The sequence below is a fragment of the Pseudomonas sp. Fl5BN2 genome (assembly GCF_009908205.1).
Classification (GTDB): Bacteria; Pseudomonadota; Gammaproteobacteria; order Pseudomonadales; family Pseudomonadaceae; genus Aquipseudomonas.
This window is the reverse complement of sequence record NZ_JAAARL010000018.1, coordinates 142,071-160,415: the sequence shown is the minus strand read 5'-3', so window position 1 is coordinate 160,415 and position 18,345 is coordinate 142,071. Positions and strand designations below refer to the sequence as shown.

Sequence of the window (18,345 nt, the reverse complement as noted above, 5' to 3'; positions counted from 1 at the left end):
GATTTGTGCAGGGCTTGAGGGCCTCTTCGCCGGCAAGCCAGCTCCTACGGGGCGGGGGAGGCGGGGACAGGCCCGATCCAGAGCCGTTGACAGGTGGCGCGGGCTGGCATTTGTCCGTGGGCGCCAGGGCATGTCGTAAACGCACCTTTGCGTGGCGTCCATAGGCATTTGGGTTCGCCGTCCCGGTCATACCATCGCATCCAAAGGGCACAGCTTGCGGGCTGGCCTCACCGAGACGAAAGGCGCACCGCCGCCGCTGGGAGAGACGTGATGTTCAGCAAGCAAGATCAGATCCAGGGTTACGACGATGCACTGCTGGCGGCGATCAATGCCGAGGAGCAACGCCAGGAAGATCACATCGAGCTGATCGCGTCGGAGAACTACACCAGCAAGCGGGTGATGCAGGCGCAAGGCAGCGGCCTGACCAACAAGTACGCCGAAGGCTATCCGGGCAAGCGCTACTACGGTGGTTGCGAGCACGTGGACAAGGTCGAGGCCCTGGCCATCGAGCGCGCCAAGCAGCTGTTCGGCGCCGATTACGCCAACGTCCAGCCACACTCCGGCAGTCAGGCCAACGCTGCGGTGTTCCTGGCCCTGTTGCAGGCTGGCGACACCGTGCTGGGCATGAGCCTGGCCCACGGCGGTCACTTGACCCACGGTGCCAAGGTGAGTTTCTCCGGCAAGCTGTACAACGCCGTGCAGTACGGCATCAATACCGACACCGGGTTGATCGACTACGACGAGGTCGAGCGCCTGGCGGTGGAACATCAGCCGAAAATGATCATTGCGGGGTTCTCGGCCTATTCCAAGACCCTGGACTTCCCGCGCTTCCGGCAGATTGCCGACAAGGTCGGTGCCTACCTGTTTGTCGATATGGCGCACGTTGCCGGTCTGGTCGCAGCCGGCCTGTATCCGAACCCGCTGCCTTACGCCGACGTGGTCACCACCACCACTCACAAGACCCTGCGCGGTCCCCGTGGCGGGCTGATCCTGGCGAAGGCCAATGAAGAGCTGGAAAAGAAATTCAACGCCGCAGTATTCCCCGGCGGCCAGGGCGGCCCGTTGATGCATGTGATCGCGGCCAAGGCCGTGTGCTTCAAGGAGGCGCTGGAGCCGAGCTTCAAGGCCTATCAGAAGCAAGTGATCGACAACGCTCAGGCGATGGCCGGCGTATTTATCAAACGCGGCTACGATGTAGTGTCCGGCGGCACCGACAACCACCTGTTCCTGGTCAGCCTGATCCGTCAAGGCTTGACCGGCAAAGAGGCGGATGCCGCTCTGGGCCGTGCCCACATCACCGTGAACAAGAACGCTGTGCCTAACGATCCGCAGTCGCCGTTCGTGACGTCCGGCCTGCGCATCGGCACCCCGGCAGTCACCACCCGCGGTTTCAAGGTCGCCCAGTGCACTGAACTGGCCGGCTGGATCTGCGACATTCTCGACCACCTCGGTGATGCCGACGTCGAGGCCAATGTCGCCCGCCAGGTGGCGACCCTGTGCGCTGATTTCCCGGTTTACCGCTGAGAGCCGCAACTGGAGCAATGACTATGCAACGCTATTCAGGCTTCGGCCTCTTCAAGCACTCTCTCAGCCACCATGAAAACTGGCAGCGCATGTGGCGCACGCCGACCCCGAAGAAAGTCTATGACGTGGTCATCGTTGGCGGTGGCGGGCACGGCCTGGCGACCGCCTACTATTTGGCCAAGGAGCACGGCATCACCAACGTTGCGGTGGTGGAAAAAGGCTGGCTGGGCGGCGGCAACACCGCGCGCAACACCACCATCGTGCGTTCCAACTACCTGTGGGACGAGTCGGCGCAACTCTACGAACACGCGATGAAACTGTGGGAGGGCCTGTCCCAGGACCTCAACTACAACGTGATGTTCTCCCAGCGTGGGGTCTACAACCTATGCCACACCCTGCAGGACATCCGTGACTCCGAGCGCCGGGTCAGCGCCAACCGCCTCAACGGCATCGACGGCGAACTGCTCAATACCCAGCAGGTGGCGGACGAGATTCCCTACCTGGATTGCTCGAAGAACACCCGTTATCCGGTACTCGGCGCCACCGTGCAAAGACGCGGTGGCGTGGCCCGTCACGACGCCGTGGCCTGGGGTTTTGCCCGGGCCGCCGACGCCCTGGGCGTGGACCTGATCCAGCAGACCGAAGTGATCGGCTTCCGCAAGGAAAACGGCGTGTGCATCGGTGTTGAAACCAACAAGGGTTTTATCGGCGCCAAGCGCGTCGGCGTGGTCACCGCCGGCAACTCCGGGCACATGGCCAAGCTTGCCGGTTTCCGCCTGCCAATCGAATCGCACCCGCTGCAGGCGCTGGTGTCGGAGCCGATCAAACCGATCATCGACAGCGTGATCATGTCCAACGCGGTGCATGGCTACATCAGTCAATCCGACAAGGGCGACCTGGTGATCGGTGCCGGTATCGACGGCTGGGTCGGTTATGGCCAGCGCGGTTCTTACCCGGTGATCGAGCACACCATCCAGGCCATCGTCGAGATGTTCCCGATCCTCTCCAGGGTGCGCATGAACCGCCAGTGGGGCGGCATCGTCGATACCACGCCAGACGCCTGCCCGATCATTTCCAAGACCCCGGTGCCGAATATGTTCTTCAACTGTGGCTGGGGCACCGGTGGCTTCAAGGCTACGCCGGGTTCGGGCAACGTGTTTGCCGCGAGTCTGGCCAAGGGTGAAATGCACCCGTTGGCGGCGCCTTTCGCCATTGACCGTTTCCACAACGGCGCGCTCATCGACGAACACGGCGCTGCCGCTGTCGCCCACTAACAGGAGGCACCTCTATGTTGCATATCTTCTGTCCTCACTGCTTTGAGCTGCGCTCCGAAGAGGAATTCCACGGCTCCGGCCAAGCGCACATCCCGCGCCCGCTGGACCCCAATGCCTGCACCGACGAGGAGTGGGGCGACTACCTGTTCTTCCGCGATAACCCGCGTGGATTGCACCACGAGTTGTGGATTCACGCCGCCGGTTGCCGCCAGTACTTCAACGCCACCCGCGACACCGTGACCTACGAGATTCTCGAAACCTACAAGATTGGCAGTAAACCGCAATTCACCGACAAGACCGAGAGCCCGAAAGCGGCCACCACGGCGCTGGGAGAGAAGGTATGAGCCAGAGCAATCGCCTGTCCAACGGTGGACGGATCGACCGCAACAAGGTGTTGAGTTTCACCTTCAACGGCCAGGGCTACAAAGGCTTTGAGGGCGACACCCTGGCCGCTGCGCTGCTGGCCAATGGCGTCGATATCATCGGCCGCAGCTTCAAGTACTCCCGGCCACGGGGCATCTTTGCCTCCGGTGCTGAAGAGCCGAACGCGGTGCTGCAGATCGGCGCCACCGAAGCCACCCAGATCCCCAACGTACGCGCCACGCAACAGGCGCTGTATCAAGGTCTGGTCGCCACCAGCACCAACGGCTGGCCGAGCGTGAACAACGACATGATGGGGATTCTCGGCAAGGTCGGCGGCAAGCTGATGCCGCCGGGTTTCTACTACAAGACCTTCATGTACCCGCAATCGTTCTGGATGACCTACGAGAAGTACATCCGCAAGGCGGCAGGCTTGGGTCGTTCACCGACCGAGAACGATCCGGATACCTACGACTACATGAACCGTCATTGCGACGTGTTGATCGTCGGCGGCGGCCCGGCCGGTCTGGCGGCAGCCCTGGCTGCAGCGCGCAGCGGTGCGCGGGTGATCCTCGCGGACGAGCAGGAAGAGTTCGGCGGCAGCCTGCTGGACAGCCGCGAAAGCCTGGACGGCAAGCCGGCGGCCGAGTGGGTTGCCAGCGTCATCGCTGAGCTCAAGGCCCTGCCGGAAGTGACCCTGCTGCCACGGGCCACGGTGAACGGCTACCACGACCATAACTTCCTGACCATTCACGAGCGCCTCACCGATCACCTCGGTGACCGTGCGCCGATCGGCCAGGTGCGCCAGCGCATCCACCGTGTTCGCGCTACGCGGGTGGTGCTCGCCACCGGTGCCTGCGAGCGTCCACTGGTCTATGGCAACAACGATGTGCCGGGCAACATGCTGGCCGGTGCGGTGTCGGTCTACGTGCGTCGTTATGGCGTGGCGCCGGGCAAGAAACTGCTGCTGACCACCAACAATGATCACGCCTATCGCGTGGCCCTGGACTGGCTCGACGCCAGCCTGCAAGTGGTGGCTATTGCCGATGCGCGGCATAACCCGCGCGGCGCGCTGGTGGAAGAAGCCCGTGCCAAGGGCATTCGCATCCTCACTTCCAGTGCCGTGATCGAAGCCCGTGGCAGCAAGCATGTGACCGGCGCTCGCGTCGCGGCCATCGATGTCAAGGCGCACAAGGTCACCAGCCCGGGCGAGTGGCTCGATTGCGACCTGATTGCCAGCTCCGGCGGCTACAGCCCAGTGGTGCACCTGGCTTCGCACCTGGGCGGCAAGCCGACCTGGCGTGAAGACATCCTCGGTTTCGTACCGGGCGAAGCTCCGCAGAAGCGCGTGTGTGTCGGTGGCATCAACGGTGTCTACGGCCTTGGTGATTCCCTGGCCGACGGTTTTGAAGGCGGCGTGCGCGCAGCCAGCGAAGCCGGGTTCAAGGCGGTGGAAGGCCTGTTGCCGAAAGCCTTGAGCCGTCTGGAAGAGCCGACGCTGGCGCTGTTCCAGGTGCCCCATGAAAAAGGCACCGCCCGTGCACCGAAGCAGTTCGTCGACCTGCAGAACGACGTCACCGCCGCCGCCATCGAACTGGCGACCCGCGAAGGCTTCGAGTCGGTGGAGCACGTCAAGCGCTACACCGCCCTGGGTTTTGGTACCGATCAGGGCAAGCTCGGCAACGTCAACGGCCTGGCCATCGCGGCCCGCTCGCTGAACGTGAGCATCCCGCAGATGGGCACCACCATGTTCCGGCCGAACTACACCCCAGTGACCTTCGGCGCCGTAGCCGGCCGTCACTGCGGGCACATTTTCGAGCCGGTGCGTTTCACCGCGCTGCATCACTGGCACCTGAAAAATGGCGCCGAGTTCGAAGATGTCGGCCAGTGGAAACGCCCCTGGTACTTCCCGAAGAACGGCGAAGACCTGCATGCCGCGGTCAAGCGCGAATGCCAGGCAGTACGCGACAGCGTCGGCCTGCTGGACGCCTCGACCCTGGGCAAGATCGATATCCAGGGCCCGGATGCCCGGGAATTCCTCAACCGTATCTACAGCAACGCGTGGACCAAGCTCGACGTCGGCAAGGCCCGCTACGGCCTGATGTGCAAGGAAGACGGCATGGTCTTCGACGACGGCGTCACGGCCTGTCTGGCCGACAACCATTTCCTGATGACCACCACCACCGGCGGTGCTGCGCGGGTTCTGCAGTGGCTGGAGATTTATCAGCAGACCGAATGGCCAGAGTTGAAGGTGTACTTCACCTCGGTCACCGACCACTGGGCGACCATGACCCTGTCCGGGCCGAACAGCCGCAAGCTGCTCAGCGAAGTCACCGACATCGACCTGGACAAGGACGGCTTCCCGTTCATGACCTGGAAGGAAGGCCTGGTGGGCGGCGTGCCGGCCCGGGTGTTCCGCATCTCGTTTACCGGTGAGCTGTCGTATGAGGTCAACATCCAGGCCGACTACGCCATGGGCGTGCTGGAACAGATCGTCGAGGCTGGCAAGAAATACAACCTGACCCCCTACGGCACCGAGACCATGCACGTGCTGCGGGCCGAGAAGGGCTTCATCATCGTCGGCCAGGATACCGACGGTTCGATGACCCCGGACGACCTCAACATGGGCTGGTGCGTGGGGCGGACCAAGCCGTTCTCGTGGATCGGCTGGCGCGGGATGAACCGCGAAGACTGCGTGCGTGACCAGCGCAAGCAACTGGTGGGCCTCAAGCCGATCGACCCGAGCCAATGGCTGCCGGAAGGCGCGCAGCTGGTGTTCAACCCCAAGCAGGCGATCCCGATGACCATGGTCGGCCACGTGACCTCCAGCTATGCCCACAACTCCCTGGGTTATTCCTTTGCCCTGGGTGTGGTCAAGGGCGGGCTCAAGCGCCTGGGCGAGCGGGTCTTCGCGCCGCTGGCCGATGGCCGGGTGATCGAGGCGGAAATCGTTTCCTCGGTGTTCTTCGATCCCAAGGGCGATCGCCAGAACATTTAGGGCCAGGAGCTGGCTTGTGTAGGAGCTGGCTTGCCAGCGAAGGCGGCCTCAGGGCTGGCACAAGGCTCAAGGGCCTCTTCGCCGGCAAGCCGGCTTCTACAGGGTGTTATCAACAGAATTCAGGACAGGTGCTCTATGACCGCAGTCAACGTTTACCAACAGCGCCCCACCACCGGAGCCAAGGCCGAGTCGTCGTTGCACCACGCCGACCTGCCGAGCCTGGTGGGCAAGGGCCGCAAGAACGCCGGGGTCACCCTGCGCGAGAAGAAACTCCTCGGCCATCTGACGATCCGTGGCGACGGCCATGATCCGGCCTTCGCCGCCGGCGTGCACAAGGCCCTGGGCATCGAATTGCCGGGTGCCTTGAGCGTCATCATCAAGGGTGAAACCAGCTTGCAATGGCTGGGCCCGGATGAGTGGCTGCTGATCGTGCCCAGCGGCGAAGAGTTTGCCGCCGAGCAGAACCTGCGCGCGGCCCTGGGCGAGCTGCATATCCAGATCGTCAACGTCAGCGGCGGCCAGCAGATCCTCGAACTGTCCGGCCCCAATGTGCGCCAGGTGCTGATGAAATCCACCAGCTACGACGTGCACCCCAATAACTTCCCCGTGGGCAAGGCGGTGGGCACGGTGTTCGCCAAGTCGCAACTGGTGATCCGCCACACCGCTGAAGACACCTGGGAACTGCTGATTCGCCGCAGTTTCTCCGATTACTGGTGGCTGTGGCTGCAGGATGCCGCGGCCGAATACGGCCTGAGCGTCCAGGCCTGACGCCCGGCTTTGGCTTTGATCGGTAGGAGCGAGCTTGCTCGCGAAAGATCCAAGGGCGCTATGGTCTTGCGGGACATCCGTCCTTCGCGAGCAAGCTCGCTCCTACAGAGAATCGACCGCGCTGCGGTTGCCTTAACGAACAGGAGTTATCCCGTATGAGCCGCGCCCCCGATACCTGGATCCTCACCGCCGACTGCCCCAGCGTGCTCGGCACGGTGGACGCGGTGACCCGCTTTCTGTTCGAGCAGGGCTGCTACGTCACCGAGCACCACTCGTTCGACGACCGGCTCTCGGGCCGCTTCTTCATTCGTGTGGAGTTCCGCCAGCCCGATGGCCTCGACGAACAAGGCTTCCGCCAGGGCCTGGCCGAGCGGGCCAAGGCCTTCGCGATGAACTTCGAACTGACCGCGCCGCATTACCGGCCGAAGGTGGTGATCATGGTCTCCAAGGCCGACCACTGCCTCAACGACCTGCTCTATCGCCAGCGCATCGGCCAGTTGCCCATGGACGTGGTGGCGGTGGTGTCCAACCACCCGGACCTCAAGCCTCTGGCCGACTGGCATCAGATTCCCTACCACCACTTCCCCCTCGACCCCAATGACAAGCCGTCCCAGGAACGCCAGGTGTGGCAGGTGATCGAGGAGTCCGGCGCCGAGCTGGTGATCCTTGCCCGCTACATGCAGGTGCTGTCGCCGGAGCTGTGCCGCAAGCTCGATGGCAAGGCGATCAACATCCACCACTCGCTGCTGCCGGGGTTCAAGGGTGCGAAGCCTTATCACCAGGCCTACAACAAGGGCGTGAAGCTGGTGGGCGCCACGGCGCACTACATCAACAACGACCTGGACGAAGGCCCGATCATCGCCCAGGGCGTGGAGGTGGTGGACCACAGCTATTACCCCGAAGACCTGATCGCCAAGGGCCGGGATATCGAAGGCCTGACCCTGGCTCGGGCGGTGGGTTATCACATCGAGCGGCGGGTGTTCTTGAACGGCAACCGGACGGTGGTGCTCTGATGATTTAGGGGCTGCTGCGCAGCCCTTCGCGAGCAAGCTCGCTCCTACAAGGATGGTGTGACTCCCGTAGGAGCGAGCTTGCTCGCGAAAGCGATTGTGAAAACGAAACAGCATCTGTACCCGAGCAATCCACGTGTTCCCCCTTTGGGTAACGCGGTTCCATAACAACAACAGCGAGGTGAAAGCATGTCTGGTAATCGTGGTGTCGTGTATCTGGGCGGCGGCAAGGTCGCGGTACAGAAAATCGACTATCCAAAAATGCAGGACCCGCGCGGCAAGAAGATCGAACATGGGGTCATCCTGCGCGTGGTCTCCACCAATATCTGCGGTTCGGACCAACACATGGTCCGCGGCCGTACCACCGCCCAGGTCGGCCTGGTGCTCGGCCATGAAATCACTGGCGAGGTGATCGAGAAGGGCAGCGACGTCGAGAACCTGAAGCTCGGTGATCTGGTTTCCGTGCCATTCAACGTTGCTTGCGGGCGCTGCCGTTCCTGCAAGGAGCAACACACCGGGGTCTGCCTGACCGTCAACCCGGCCCGCGCCGGCGGTGCCTATGGCTATGTCGACATGGGCGACTGGACCGGTGGCCAGGCCGAATATGTACTGGTGCCTTACGCCGACTTCAACCTGCTGAAACTGCCGGATCGCGACAAGGCCATGGAGAAAATCCGCGACCTGACCTGCCTCTCCGACATCCTGCCTACTGGCTACCACGGTGCCGTGACGGCCGGTGTTGGTCCGGGCAGCAGCGTCTACGTGGCCGGTGCCGGCCCGGTGGGGCTGGCCGCTGCGGCGTCCGCGCGCTTGCTGGGGGCCGCGGTGGTGATCGTCGGTGACGTCAACCCGGTGCGCCTGGCCCACGCCAAGGCCCAGGGCTTTGAAATTGCCGACCTGTCCAAGGACACCCCACTGCACGAACAGATCGCCGATTTGCTGGGTGAGCCGGAAGTCGACTGCGCAGTGGACGCCGTAGGCTTCGAAGCCCGTGGCCACGGCCATGCCGGTGCCCAGCACGAAGCCCCGGCCACCGTGCTCAACTCGCTGATGGGGGTTGTGCGTGTGGCGGGCAAGATCGGTATTCCCGGCCTGTACGTCACCGAAGACCCGGGCGCCGTGGACGCCGCAGCGAAGATCGGCAGCCTGAGCATCCGTTTCGGCCTGGGCTGGGCCAAGTCCCACAGCTTCCACACCGGCCAGACCCCGGTGATGAAGTACAACCGCCAACTGATGCAGGCGATCATGTGGGATCGCATCAACATTGCCGAAGTGGTGGGGGTGCAGGTCATCAGCCTCGACGACGCCCCGCGTGGCTATGGCGAGTTCGACGCCGGCGTGCCGAAGAAATTCGTCATCGACCCGCACAAGCTGTTCAGCGCCGCCTGAGGACAGTCGACCTTTGGGCTGAGGCCTGTCAGTAACGGAAAACGCCGCCTTCTCTTGCCGGGAAGGCGGCGTTTTTTCTTCTGGGGCGAGGGCACTTTCAATCAGGCGATCAGTATTGCGCGCAAGCGCCGTCCCAGCACATCCATTAGGTCGCAGCCATCACGCAGGGGAATGGCGCAGAGCTGGGCCAACTCCTGGGCCAGTACCGGGTTCTTGCCCAGCGCATCGCTCAAGGCCAGTTGCTCCAGCACCTGGGTCACGGCGCGGATACGGAAGGCGGCGGCCTCATGCAGCACGTCCAGCGGCGCCTGGGTGTCGATCAGTAGGGAGGGAACGTGGCAGTCGTGGCCGGTGATCGGCATGTAACGGTTCATGGAAAGTTCTCCGCAGTTCAGTGAGAACCGCCACTGATTCGTCGCCAAACGATGGGTGGCAGCTGTACGCAGGTTGGCGAACCGGGAACACGTAACCGGCAGACCTGAAGGTCTCCCACGCACAGCTGCCATAACGGCAACGTTGCGGGTGCAGAACGTCCTGCCAACAAAGCAGGACGCTTCTGACCGTAGTTCATCGGGTCGCCAAACCCGGTCGCTATTTGAGCGACCGGGGGACTATAAGCCGCCGGTACGTGAGGCAGCAAGGCGTTGGGGGCGGATGTCTTGTAGGAGGTTTCGTCCGCCGTTGCGTCTCTGAACGTGCACGAGGTCTTGTTCACGAGTCGGGTCCACTGAAATCGGTTGACCGCAAAGAGTCGACCTCGCAGAATGGAAAAACGTAGCCACAAAGTAGCTACAAACAACTAATAGAGGTGATACCTTGGCTGCATTACTGAAAACCACTGACGTGCGTTGCCGCATAGACGAGGATTTGAAGGTGAGTGCCACTGCTGTGCTCAATGCCTGTGGGCTGAGCCTGAGCGATGCCATGCGTCTTTTCCTGCGTCAGGTTGTGGCCGTGCAGGGGCTGCCTTTCGAAGTGCGTGTCCCATCGGAGAAAACCGCTCGTGCCATGGCGCAGGCGCGTGAGATTCGTCGTCAGTACGACTCGATTGACGACATGTTGAGGGATGCTGATGGCGAAGCCGGAGAGGAAACCCAAGCGCGCTGACCTGCCCAGGCAATGCGCACAAACGCCGGAGTTCAAAAAGTCCTGGGAGCGCTACCAGCGCGCAGGGCGTCGTGACATGCACGAAGTCCGCACGGTCATGGTGATGCTGTTCCTGGGGGAGCCGCTACCGGCGCAGTACCTCGATCATGCGCTGAAGGGGGAGTGGGACGGTTTCAGGGAGTGTCATATTGGTGGCGACTTTCTGCTGATTTATGACGTTGCCCGAGCGGGTCTTGTGACCTTTGTCGACCTGGGCAGCCATGCCGAGTTGTTCAGATAATTCATTCCGACTGAAAAGCCCGCCGATTGGCGGGCTTTTCGTTGCCTGCGAACCAGGCTCGATCAGTAACCCCGGCCCGGGTAGTCGAACCAGTGTTCCCCACTCAGGATCTCCTCCATGTGGGCATCGCTAAAAATCCCTGGCGCATCCCGCAGGAAGCGTGACCGCCACTGGGGCAGCCACCAGTAATTCAGCGCCGTGCTTCTTGGGAGCAGCACCATGGTGAGGACTGATCGATCGATGAGCCCGCGCTGATACAGCGTGTGACTGCGGTCCATGAAGTCCAGGTAGTAGTCGATGGGCAGTGAGAGCATCAGCACTGCGGTATGAAATTTTTCCGTGGGCGCTCGTTGCGGGTTTTCCAGCAGGCCCAGGGCTTCGCAGTAGTGGGCCTGGGCCTGGCGAGCCAGAGCTTGGGCCTCCGGGACTTCGAGAATGATCAGTGAGCTGATTTCCTCTTGCCAGGCGGCGCCGTGGGTCTCCTGGAAGTATTGGCTGATGACCTCGGTCAGGGGGCCGGAGGCTCGGGTCGCGTCCGTGCAGCGGTTGCCGTCGACGGGGCGGCCGAGGGTCCAGATGACGAGGGGGATGGCCAGGGCCAGGGCGATGCAGCCGTAGAGAGTCGCTCTGATGGGGGATGGTTTCACTTGAGACGCCGAAAGGTGTGTGGGGCTCGCGCGGCAACCTCAGGCTGGCGCAGACCCTGTTGGTGAGTGGGCAGGGGAGTTTAGCGTTGGCTGCTTCGCTGGCAAGCCAGCTCCTACACAAGCCAAGCCTTGCCGGCGAAGACGCCCGTCAGAGCGCCGCCAATTGCCCCTGGTACAGCACCGGCCCGGTGGGTTGTCCGGTAGGCGAGCCGCCGTGGGGTTCGAGGCTCACCGCCAGGGCGATCGGGGTGCCCAGCAGTTCGCGCTGAGCCGGGCTCAGGTTGATCTTGCCTTTGCCTCCCACGGGCACCACGCCCAGGGAAATCGGCTGGCCATCGGCGGGGATCGCCCAGAGCTCCAGGCTGCGGTCCAGGCCGACGGCGGCCAGGGTCAAGGGTTCGACTTGCAGGTACTGGGCATGGGCCTTGATCTGCAAGGCCGGCTGTTGATCGGCGCTGAGCAGGGTAGCGCTGTAGCGCACGCTGTCGCTCTGGTGAATGAAACCGATGTACAGGGTTGCCAGCACTGCGCAGGTGGCAACCGCCAGGCGCAGGCGCATCCACAGTGGATTCTTCTTCGGTACATGCAGGACCTGGGGTTCGATGCGCGCCTGGATGGCCTGCCACAGGTGTTCCGGCACGCCCTGCTCGGGGATGGCCTCGGTCAGGCTGGCGAGGCTTTCCTGCCATTTCGCCAGTTCTTCTCGCAGGGCGGCATCGTCCAGCAACAGCCTCTCGAAATGTCGGCGGGCAGCACCTTGCATCAGGCCGATGGCGTAGTCGGCAGCCAGGGCGCGGCGCCGTTCAGGGGTTTGATAGTTCATGATTCAAGGCACCTGCGCAGGCGCTCCATGCCTCGTCGAATCCAGGATTTCACCGAGCCCAGGGGCGCGGCCAGGTGTTCTGCCAGCTCCGAGCAGGACAGGCCCTGGAAGTAGGCCACGGTGATGGACTGGCGCTGCATGCCTTCCAGGCTTTCCAGGCAGCGGTTCAGGGCCTGGGCTTCGCGGGCGCTGTGCAATTGATCGTGGGCCGAGGGCGTTGTATCCACCAGTTGTTGCTCTTCATGCTCGGCCAAGGGCCGTTCGCGGTGTTTGCGCAGCTGGTCGATGGCCTGGTTGCGGGTGATGTTGATCATCCAGGTCAAGGGCGCGGACAAGTGCGACTGGTAGCGCGAGGCGTTGTTCCAGATACGCACGAAGCTTTCCTGCAGCACTTCCTCTGCCAGGTCGCGACGTCCCATGAAACGCAGGGCGATGCCGTGCAGGCGTGGGGCAACGCTGCGATACAGGGTTTCAAAGGCGCGGCGATCACCCAGTGAACACTGGGCCAGCAGGTGCCTGAGCTGATCAGGGTCGAGGGTGGAAATGGCGGTTCTCCTGGCGAGTGACAAGAGGATGGACAACGGCTGGCAACGGCAGGTGCCGCCAGAGATTAGTCCAGGGTGGGCCGTTGTTCCATTCACGATCATCTACCTCATGGCAGAGGCCGGCCCCGATGCCTAGGGGCCGGCACCCATGGCTCAACTTTTTGGCAGCAGTACTTTGTCGATGACCTGAATCACGCCATTGGACTGGTACACATCGTAGGTGGTGATGTCGGCGACGCCGCCTTTTTCATCCTTGATCTGGATGTTGTGCGGGCCATTCATCATCCCCCACAGCTTGCCGCCGGCGACCGTGGTCAGTTCGGCCTTGCCGCCGCCAGCCTGAATGCGTTTGGCCAGCTCCATCATGTCCAGTTTCCCGGCCACCACGTGGTAGCTGAGGATGTGGCTCAGGGTGGCCTTGTTCTCCGGCTTGAGCAGGGTGTCGACTGTGCCGGCGGGCAACGCAGCGAAGGCCGAGTTGACGGGGGCGAATACGGTGAACGGCCCTTTGCCCTTGAAGGTCTGGACCAGCCCGGCGGCTTTGACTGCGGCCACCAGGGTGGTGTGATCGGCGGAGTTGACTGCGTTATCGATGATGTCCTTGGCCGGCAGCATGGCCTGGCCGCCGACCATCACGGTGTCGTGGCTGATTTCGGCAGCCTGGGCGGTGACCATGGCCAGGCCGCTGGCAAGGCTCAGGGTCAACAAGCTGGCAATCAACGGAGTCTTGATCGAATTGCGCTTCATGGTGGTGATCCTTGTGGGAAAGCGGCCAGGCATTTTCTGTCCGTGCGAGATATACGCAGACCGTCGGACACTGGATGCGAGGTTTATCAACTAGATTTCAAACAGCCGCTACTGATCTTGAGGCGTCTCGGAACATTCGCGGTGACATCCAGTCAAAAGGCTGTTTTCCCTCCACCCGAACACGGTTGGTTTATCGCCCCATGAGGTTGTTTCGATGAATATTCCACGCGGTTTTGCCCTGGCTACCCTGATGACCCTGGCCGCCGGTTCGGCTTTGGCCGGCGGTTTCAGCCTGAACGATGCAGCCAATGCCATTTCCGGCATGCAGGGTGGCGACAAGGCCGCTGCTGCAGCACCGACTTCACAAACCGCCGGCCTGCTGGGTTCGCTGGGCTCGCAATTGAATATCACCCCCCAGCAAGCCATCGGCGGCACTGGCGCCATGCTTGGCCTGGCGAAGAATCAACTGAGCGGTTCCGACTATTCGCAACTGAGCAAAAGCGTGCCGGGCCTGGACAAGCTCTCGGGCAGTAACGGCCTGGGCGCGTTGAGCGGCCTGCTCGGCCAGTCTTCAGGGCAATCCGCCGGCCTGGACAGTGCCCTGGGCAATGTCAAAGACACCAATGACCTGAACAACGCCTTTGGTGCCCTGGGCATGGACAGCGGCATGATCGGCCAGTTTGCCCCGGTGATCCTGCAGTACCTGGGCCAGCAGGGCGTCGGTGGTTCCTTGCTGCAAAGCCTGAGCGGCATCTGGGGCGTGGCCAAGTAACGCCCTGGGGCCCCGGCGCCTGGTGCGTCGGGGCTGCCCTTGATCCTTGAAACGGGCAGCAGTGCCTATCTCGGAGTTTTCGCCGAATCGGGCCTGTGCTATATCTCGCGCCCCGTTTTCCAAGGAAGCTTGAACGCGATGTTCATGGATGCACTGAAGATGTCTCTGCCCGCCGATGCGGTGCTCGGTTTCATGCTCTACATGCTGGGCGCCGGCCTGGTTTTTGCCCTCTACGCGTTCATCTACACGCGTCTGACCCCCTATAACGAATTCGCCCTGATCCGCCAGGGCAACAGCGCCGCCGCCATCGCCCTGTCCGGCGCCTTGCTGGGCTTTGCAATCCCGGTGGCCAGCGCGATTTCCCATTCCATTTCGATCATCGACTTCCTGCTCTGGGCCGGTATCGCCTCGGTGGTGCAGTTGCTGGCGTTCTTTGTCGTCAGCCTGACCCTCAAGGGGCTGTCCCAGCGCATCGCCAACCAGGAAAACGCCGCGGCGATCCTGGTGGCTTCGGTCTCTGTCGGTGTCGGCCTGCTCAACGCGGCCTGCATGACCCCATCAGTCTGAGGGCGCCGGCATGAAACGCAGTAAAAGCGTGCGCCTGGTGCTGCTGGGCAGTGTGCCGTTCGCCCTGGCCGCCTGTGACGGCCAGCCCCAGGCGACTCGAGAGGTTCGCCAAGTCCAGCATTTCACCAGCCCGCAGGAATGTGAGCAGGCGCAGATTTCACTGGATATCTGCCAGTCAGCCCGTGACGACGCCTGGGAGCGTAGTGACGTGGTGGCCCCGCGTTACAAGGACTTGCAAGACTGCGAGGAGGACTTCTACCCCGGCCATTGCAAGGTCTCCATCTACAACCGGACCTACATACCGACCTTCCAAGGTTTTGCCCTGACCAGCCAGCGCACGGTGCCGGTCAAGCCCGGCGAGGAGGAGCAACAGCAGGCCGGCTCCGGTTCCAGCGGCACCACCAGCGGTGGCGGCAGCGCGATGAGCGTCGGCAATGGTGGCTCTTCCAGTTCCGGCTCGAGTTTCTGGCGCTGGATCGGCCTGGAACCGGAGCCACGCTACTTCAGCGAGGCCCTGTACAAGGAGCGCGACGGTCGTGGCGGCTCGCAGTTGAGCACCCTCACCCAGCAAGTGGAGGCCGGCAAGACCTTCAGTAATGCCAGCAACGGTGGCCGTTTCGGCATTTCCAGTCCGGAGCGCTTCACTCGCGCCGGTGACTCCATGGCCGGCGCCCATGAGGTGGTCAGTCGAGGCGGTTTCGGTTCCGGGCACAGCTGGGGGGGCGGCTCTTGAAGCGTATCGCCAGCACCCCGCGCCCGGACTGGCAGGCCACGGCGGAGCAACTGGGCTTTGCCTTCCACACCTTCGACGGCGAGCCGTACTGGGACGAGTCGGCTTACTACCGCTTCAGCTTGCGGCAGATCGAGGACGACCTGGAGGACCCGAGCCAGGAACTGCACGAACTGTGCATGGCCCTGGTGGCCGAGGTGGTGGACAGTGAAGAACTGTTGCAGCGCCTGGCCATTCCCCCGGCCTTTCATGAATTGATCCGCCAGTCGTGGAAGCAGGGCGACCCTCATCTCTATGGGCGCATGGACCTGTGCTACGACGGTACAGGCCCGGCCAAGCTGCTGGAAACCAACTACGACACCCCGACCTCGCTGTATGAGGCGAGCTTCTTCCAGTACGTGTGGCTCGAGCAGCAGATGCAGCGCGGGCAGTTGCCGGCCGGCTGCGATCAGTTCAACAGCATCGAGGACAAGCTGCTCCAGGCGTTCGCCCAGGGCGGCTTCAAGTCGCCGATGCACTTTGCCTCGGTCAGGGATTCGCTGGAGGATCGCGGCACCGTCGAATACCTGCGCGATATCGCCCGCCAGGCTGGCCTGGGTACGCGGCTGATCGCCATCGAAGATATCGGCCTGAATGCCGGCGGGCGTTTCGTCGACCTGCTGGAGATGCCCATCGAGAGCCTGTTCAAGCTCTATCCCTGGGAGCAGCTGTTCAACGAAGCTTATGGCCCGGCGATTGCCGGCAGCCGCACGCAGTTTGTCGAGCCGCCGTGGAAGGCCATCCTCTCCAACAAGGGCGCCATGGCCCTGCTCTGGGAGCGGCATGCGGGGCACCCGAATCTGCTGCCGGCGTTTATCGATGCCGACCCGGCCGCCCACCTGGGCCCGGGCTGGGTGCGCAAGCCGTTCTTTTCCCGGGAAGGGGCCAATGTGGAGATCTGCACCGCAGGTGGCGAGCGCCTGATCGAGGCCGGGCCCTACGGCGGGCCGTGCATTCGCCAGCAGTTTCACCCACTGCCGGTGTTTGCCGGCAACCATACGGTGATTGGCAGTTGGGTGATCGGCGATCAGCCGGCGGGGATCGGCATTCGCGAAGACCATTCGCCGATCACCAAGGACAGCAGCCGCTTCCTGCCCCATGTGATCAGTGATTGATCAACTGCGTTCGGCCAGCAATGCGCTGATGCGCTGGTCCTTGTCGGTCCATAGCTGGTTGACCCAGTCCTGTACCTGCTGGCGGAACACCGGATCGTTTTCGTAATCACCCTGCCACAGCGTCGGGTCCAGCTCGCGGGTGCGGATGTCGATGATGACCTTGGGCACGTTGCCGCTGATCAGGTCCCAGAAGCCTGGGATGCGTGCCTGGGGATACACCACCGTGACATCCAGTATGGCGTCCAGCTGTTCGCCCATGGCGGCGAGGACGAACGCCACGCCGCCGGCCTTGGGCTTGAGCAGGTGCTGGAAGGGCGAGGCTTGTTGCTCACGCTTGGCCGGGGTGAAACGGGTGCCTTCCAGGTAGTTGACCACGGTCACCGGCTGGCGCTTGAACAGCTCGCAGGCGGCCTTGGTGATTTCCAGGTCCTTGCCTTGCAGCTCCGGGTGCTTGGCCAGGAATGCCTTGCTGTAGCGCTTCATGAAGGGGTAGTCCAGCGCCCACCAGGCCAGGCCGAGAAAGGGCACCCAGATCAACTCCTTCTTGAGGAAGAACTTGAAGAACGGTGTGCGCCGGTTGAGGGTCTGGATCAGTGCCGGGATGTCCACCCAGGACTGGTGGTTGCTCACCACCAGGTACGAGGTGTCGACCCGCAGGCCTTCACCGCCGCGAATCTCCCAGCGGGTGGGGATGCACAGGGCGAAGATCAGCTTGTCGATCTCGGCCCAGGTCTCGGCGATCCACATCACCGCGCTGGAGGCACAGTCGCGCAGGTGCCCCTGCAGGATCAGCTTGAGCAGGGCGAATACCATCAGAGGGCCGAACAGCACCAGGGTATTGAGCAGGAGCAGCAGGGTGACGAAACAGCCGGTGAGCAGGCGGCGCATAAGGCACTCTTTACAATCTTTTGAGCGCGCCATGATAAGCAGCTTCGGCGGACAGGCCAAATTCTAGTGTGCTGACGAATGTTTCACTTGGACCCGAGTAGGCTGGCTGGCAGTTTGTGTGATGTCGGTGAAGGGCTCTTCGCCCGCCAGCTTTTGCAGGCCAGAGACCCAAACAGAACCAATTCGGCGGCGGCGGTCTAAAATCCCGCTGCCCCTTTTTCCAAGGAACCCACTGCCGTGAAATCCGTCCTTGCTCTCTTGTCTCTCCTGGCCTTGCCCGTGATGGCCGCCGAGCCGACCCTGTACGGTCGCTATGAATACATCCGTCTGCCGGAGATCGGCGAAACCCTCCAGGCCAAGATGGACACCGGGGCCCTGACGGCGTCGTTGTCAGCCAAGGACATCCAGACCTTTACCCGTGACGGCGAAGACTGGGTGCGTTTCCGCCTGGCCACCAAGGATGCGGGCAGCAAGGTCTATGAACACAAGGTGGCGCGGATCAGCAAGATCAAGAGCCGTTCCGACGAGGACGACGACCGCGACGAACCCCAGGCCGCCAAGCGTCCAGTGGTGGAACTGGAGATGTGCCTGGGCAACATCAAGCGCACGGTGGAGGTCAACCTCACCGACCGCAGCAGTTTCAATTACCCGCTGCTGATCGGTGCCAAGGCCTTGCGCGAGTTTGGCGCGGCGGTGAACCCAGCGCGGCGCTACACCGCGGACAAGCCGGATTGCTGATCGGGCCAGCGACGCAGTACGGCG

At 62.8% G+C, this 18,345-nt stretch carries 20 protein-coding genes; 14 read left to right on the top strand and 6 right to left on the bottom strand.

The genetic code is table 11. From position 1 onward, the window contains the following. Nucleotides 1–270: 270 nt before the first annotated feature. The 7 genes from glyA (at nt 271) to fdhA (ending at nt 9,323) form a co-directional block, all read left to right on the top strand. The gene (gene glyA / locus GV819_RS24075) at nt 271–1,524 is read left to right on the top strand and encodes a serine hydroxymethyltransferase (protein WP_161758542.1); all 1,254 of its coding nucleotides are present in this window, start codon (nt 271–273) and stop codon (nt 1,522–1,524) included. Nucleotides 1,525–1,547: 23 nt separating this feature from the next. Next, the gene (locus GV819_RS24070; protein WP_161758541.1) at nt 1,548–2,798 is read left to right on the top strand and encodes a sarcosine oxidase subunit beta family protein; all 1,251 of its coding nucleotides are present in this window, start codon (nt 1,548–1,550) and stop codon (nt 2,796–2,798) included. Between the two features lie 14 nt (nt 2,799–2,812). Continuing rightward, a complete protein-coding gene (locus GV819_RS24065) occupies nt 2,813–3,142 on the top strand; it encodes a sarcosine oxidase subunit delta (RefSeq protein ID WP_161758540.1) in 330 nt (109 codons plus the stop codon). Then, a complete protein-coding gene (locus GV819_RS24060) occupies nt 3,139–6,156 on the top strand; it encodes a sarcosine oxidase subunit alpha (protein ID WP_161758539.1) in 3,018 nt (1,005 codons plus the stop codon). The genes GV819_RS24065 and GV819_RS24060 overlap by 4 nt, the downstream gene beginning before the upstream one ends. Nucleotides 6,157–6,291: 135 nt before the next feature. Further along, on the top strand, nt 6,292–6,924 hold the full coding sequence (locus GV819_RS24055) for a sarcosine oxidase subunit gamma (RefSeq protein WP_161758538.1): 633 nt from the start codon (nt 6,292–6,294) through the stop codon (nt 6,922–6,924). A 155-nt stretch (nt 6,925–7,079) separates the two neighbouring features. Beyond that, the gene (gene purU / locus GV819_RS24050; RefSeq protein ID WP_161758537.1) at nt 7,080–7,937 is read left to right on the top strand and encodes a formyltetrahydrofolate deformylase; all 858 of its coding nucleotides are present in this window, start codon (nt 7,080–7,082) and stop codon (nt 7,935–7,937) included. 186 nt (nt 7,938–8,123) lie between these two features. Continuing rightward, nucleotides 8,124–9,323, top strand: coding sequence for a formaldehyde dehydrogenase, glutathione-independent (gene fdhA, locus GV819_RS24045; protein ID WP_161758536.1), 1,200 nt, complete (start codon nt 8,124–8,126; stop codon nt 9,321–9,323). 101 nt (nt 9,324–9,424) lie between these two features. Here the strand turns inward: fdhA and GV819_RS24040 are convergent, their stop codons facing one another. Then, complete coding sequence (locus GV819_RS24040; RefSeq protein WP_161758535.1) at nt 9,425–9,697, bottom strand: hypothetical protein; 273 nt, start codon at nt 9,695–9,697, stop codon at nt 9,425–9,427. Between the two features lie 442 nt (nt 9,698–10,139). Between GV819_RS24040 and GV819_RS24035 the strand changes: the two genes are divergently transcribed. Continuing rightward, complete coding sequence (locus tag GV819_RS24035) at nt 10,140–10,430, top strand: type II toxin-antitoxin system RelB/DinJ family antitoxin (protein WP_161758534.1); 291 nt, start codon at nt 10,140–10,142, stop codon at nt 10,428–10,430. Further along, entirely contained in the window at nt 10,390–10,710 is a 321-nt protein-coding gene (locus GV819_RS24030) for a type II toxin-antitoxin system YafQ family toxin (RefSeq protein WP_306108856.1), read from the top strand. Before GV819_RS24035 ends, GV819_RS24030 begins: the two co-directional genes overlap by 41 nt. Nucleotides 10,711–10,772: 62 nt before the next feature. Here the strand turns inward: GV819_RS24030 and GV819_RS24025 are convergent, their stop codons facing one another. The 4 genes from GV819_RS24025 to GV819_RS24010 form a co-directional block, all read right to left on the bottom strand. Next, nucleotides 10,773–11,357: a hypothetical protein gene (locus GV819_RS24025; RefSeq protein WP_161758532.1), complete on the bottom strand. Its 585-nt coding sequence runs from the start codon at nt 11,355–11,357 to the stop codon at nt 10,773–10,775. Nucleotides 11,358–11,505: 148 nt separating this feature from the next. Further along, on the bottom strand, nt 11,506–12,180 hold the full coding sequence (locus GV819_RS24020; protein WP_161758531.1) for an anti-sigma factor: 675 nt from the start codon (nt 12,178–12,180) through the stop codon (nt 11,506–11,508). Continuing rightward, on the bottom strand, nt 12,177–12,821 hold the full coding sequence (locus tag GV819_RS24015; protein WP_368668931.1) for a sigma-70 family RNA polymerase sigma factor: 645 nt from the start codon (nt 12,819–12,821) through the stop codon (nt 12,177–12,179). The genes GV819_RS24020 and GV819_RS24015 overlap by 4 nt, the downstream gene beginning before the upstream one ends. A gap of 57 nt (nt 12,822–12,878) precedes the next feature. Next, nucleotides 12,879–13,472: a fasciclin domain-containing protein gene (locus GV819_RS24010; protein WP_161758529.1), complete on the bottom strand. Its 594-nt coding sequence runs from the start codon at nt 13,470–13,472 to the stop codon at nt 12,879–12,881. A 214-nt stretch (nt 13,473–13,686) separates the two neighbouring features. Between GV819_RS24010 and GV819_RS24005 the strand changes: the two genes are divergently transcribed. From GV819_RS24005 to GV819_RS23990, 4 genes are all read left to right on the top strand, one after another. After that, entirely contained in the window at nt 13,687–14,244 is a 558-nt protein-coding gene (locus tag GV819_RS24005; protein WP_161758528.1) for a DUF2780 domain-containing protein, read from the top strand. A gap of 138 nt (nt 14,245–14,382) precedes the next feature. Further along, nucleotides 14,383–14,811, top strand: coding sequence for a DUF350 domain-containing protein (locus tag GV819_RS24000; RefSeq protein ID WP_161758527.1), 429 nt, complete (start codon nt 14,383–14,385; stop codon nt 14,809–14,811). Nucleotides 14,812–14,821: 10 nt separating this feature from the next. Beyond that, nucleotides 14,822–15,544 carry a DUF1190 domain-containing protein gene (locus GV819_RS23995; protein WP_161758526.1) on the top strand — a complete coding sequence of 241 codons (723 nt, stop codon included), beginning with the start codon at nt 14,822–14,824 and terminating at the stop codon, nt 15,542–15,544. Then, the gene (locus tag GV819_RS23990) at nt 15,541–16,695 is read left to right on the top strand and encodes a glutathionylspermidine synthase family protein (protein WP_161758525.1); all 1,155 of its coding nucleotides are present in this window, start codon (nt 15,541–15,543) and stop codon (nt 16,693–16,695) included. Before GV819_RS23995 ends, GV819_RS23990 begins: the two co-directional genes overlap by 4 nt. Here the strand turns inward: GV819_RS23990 and GV819_RS23985 are convergent, their stop codons facing one another. Further along, the gene (locus tag GV819_RS23985; protein WP_161758524.1) at nt 16,696–17,583 is read right to left on the bottom strand and encodes an acyltransferase; all 888 of its coding nucleotides are present in this window, start codon (nt 17,581–17,583) and stop codon (nt 16,696–16,698) included. It lies immediately after the preceding gene. Nucleotides 17,584–17,820: 237 nt separating this feature from the next. Between GV819_RS23985 and GV819_RS23980 the strand changes: the two genes are divergently transcribed. Further along, nucleotides 17,821–18,321, top strand: coding sequence for an ATP-dependent zinc protease family protein (locus GV819_RS23980; protein ID WP_161758523.1), 501 nt, complete (start codon nt 17,821–17,823; stop codon nt 18,319–18,321). Nucleotides 18,322–18,345: the final 24 nt, after the last annotated feature.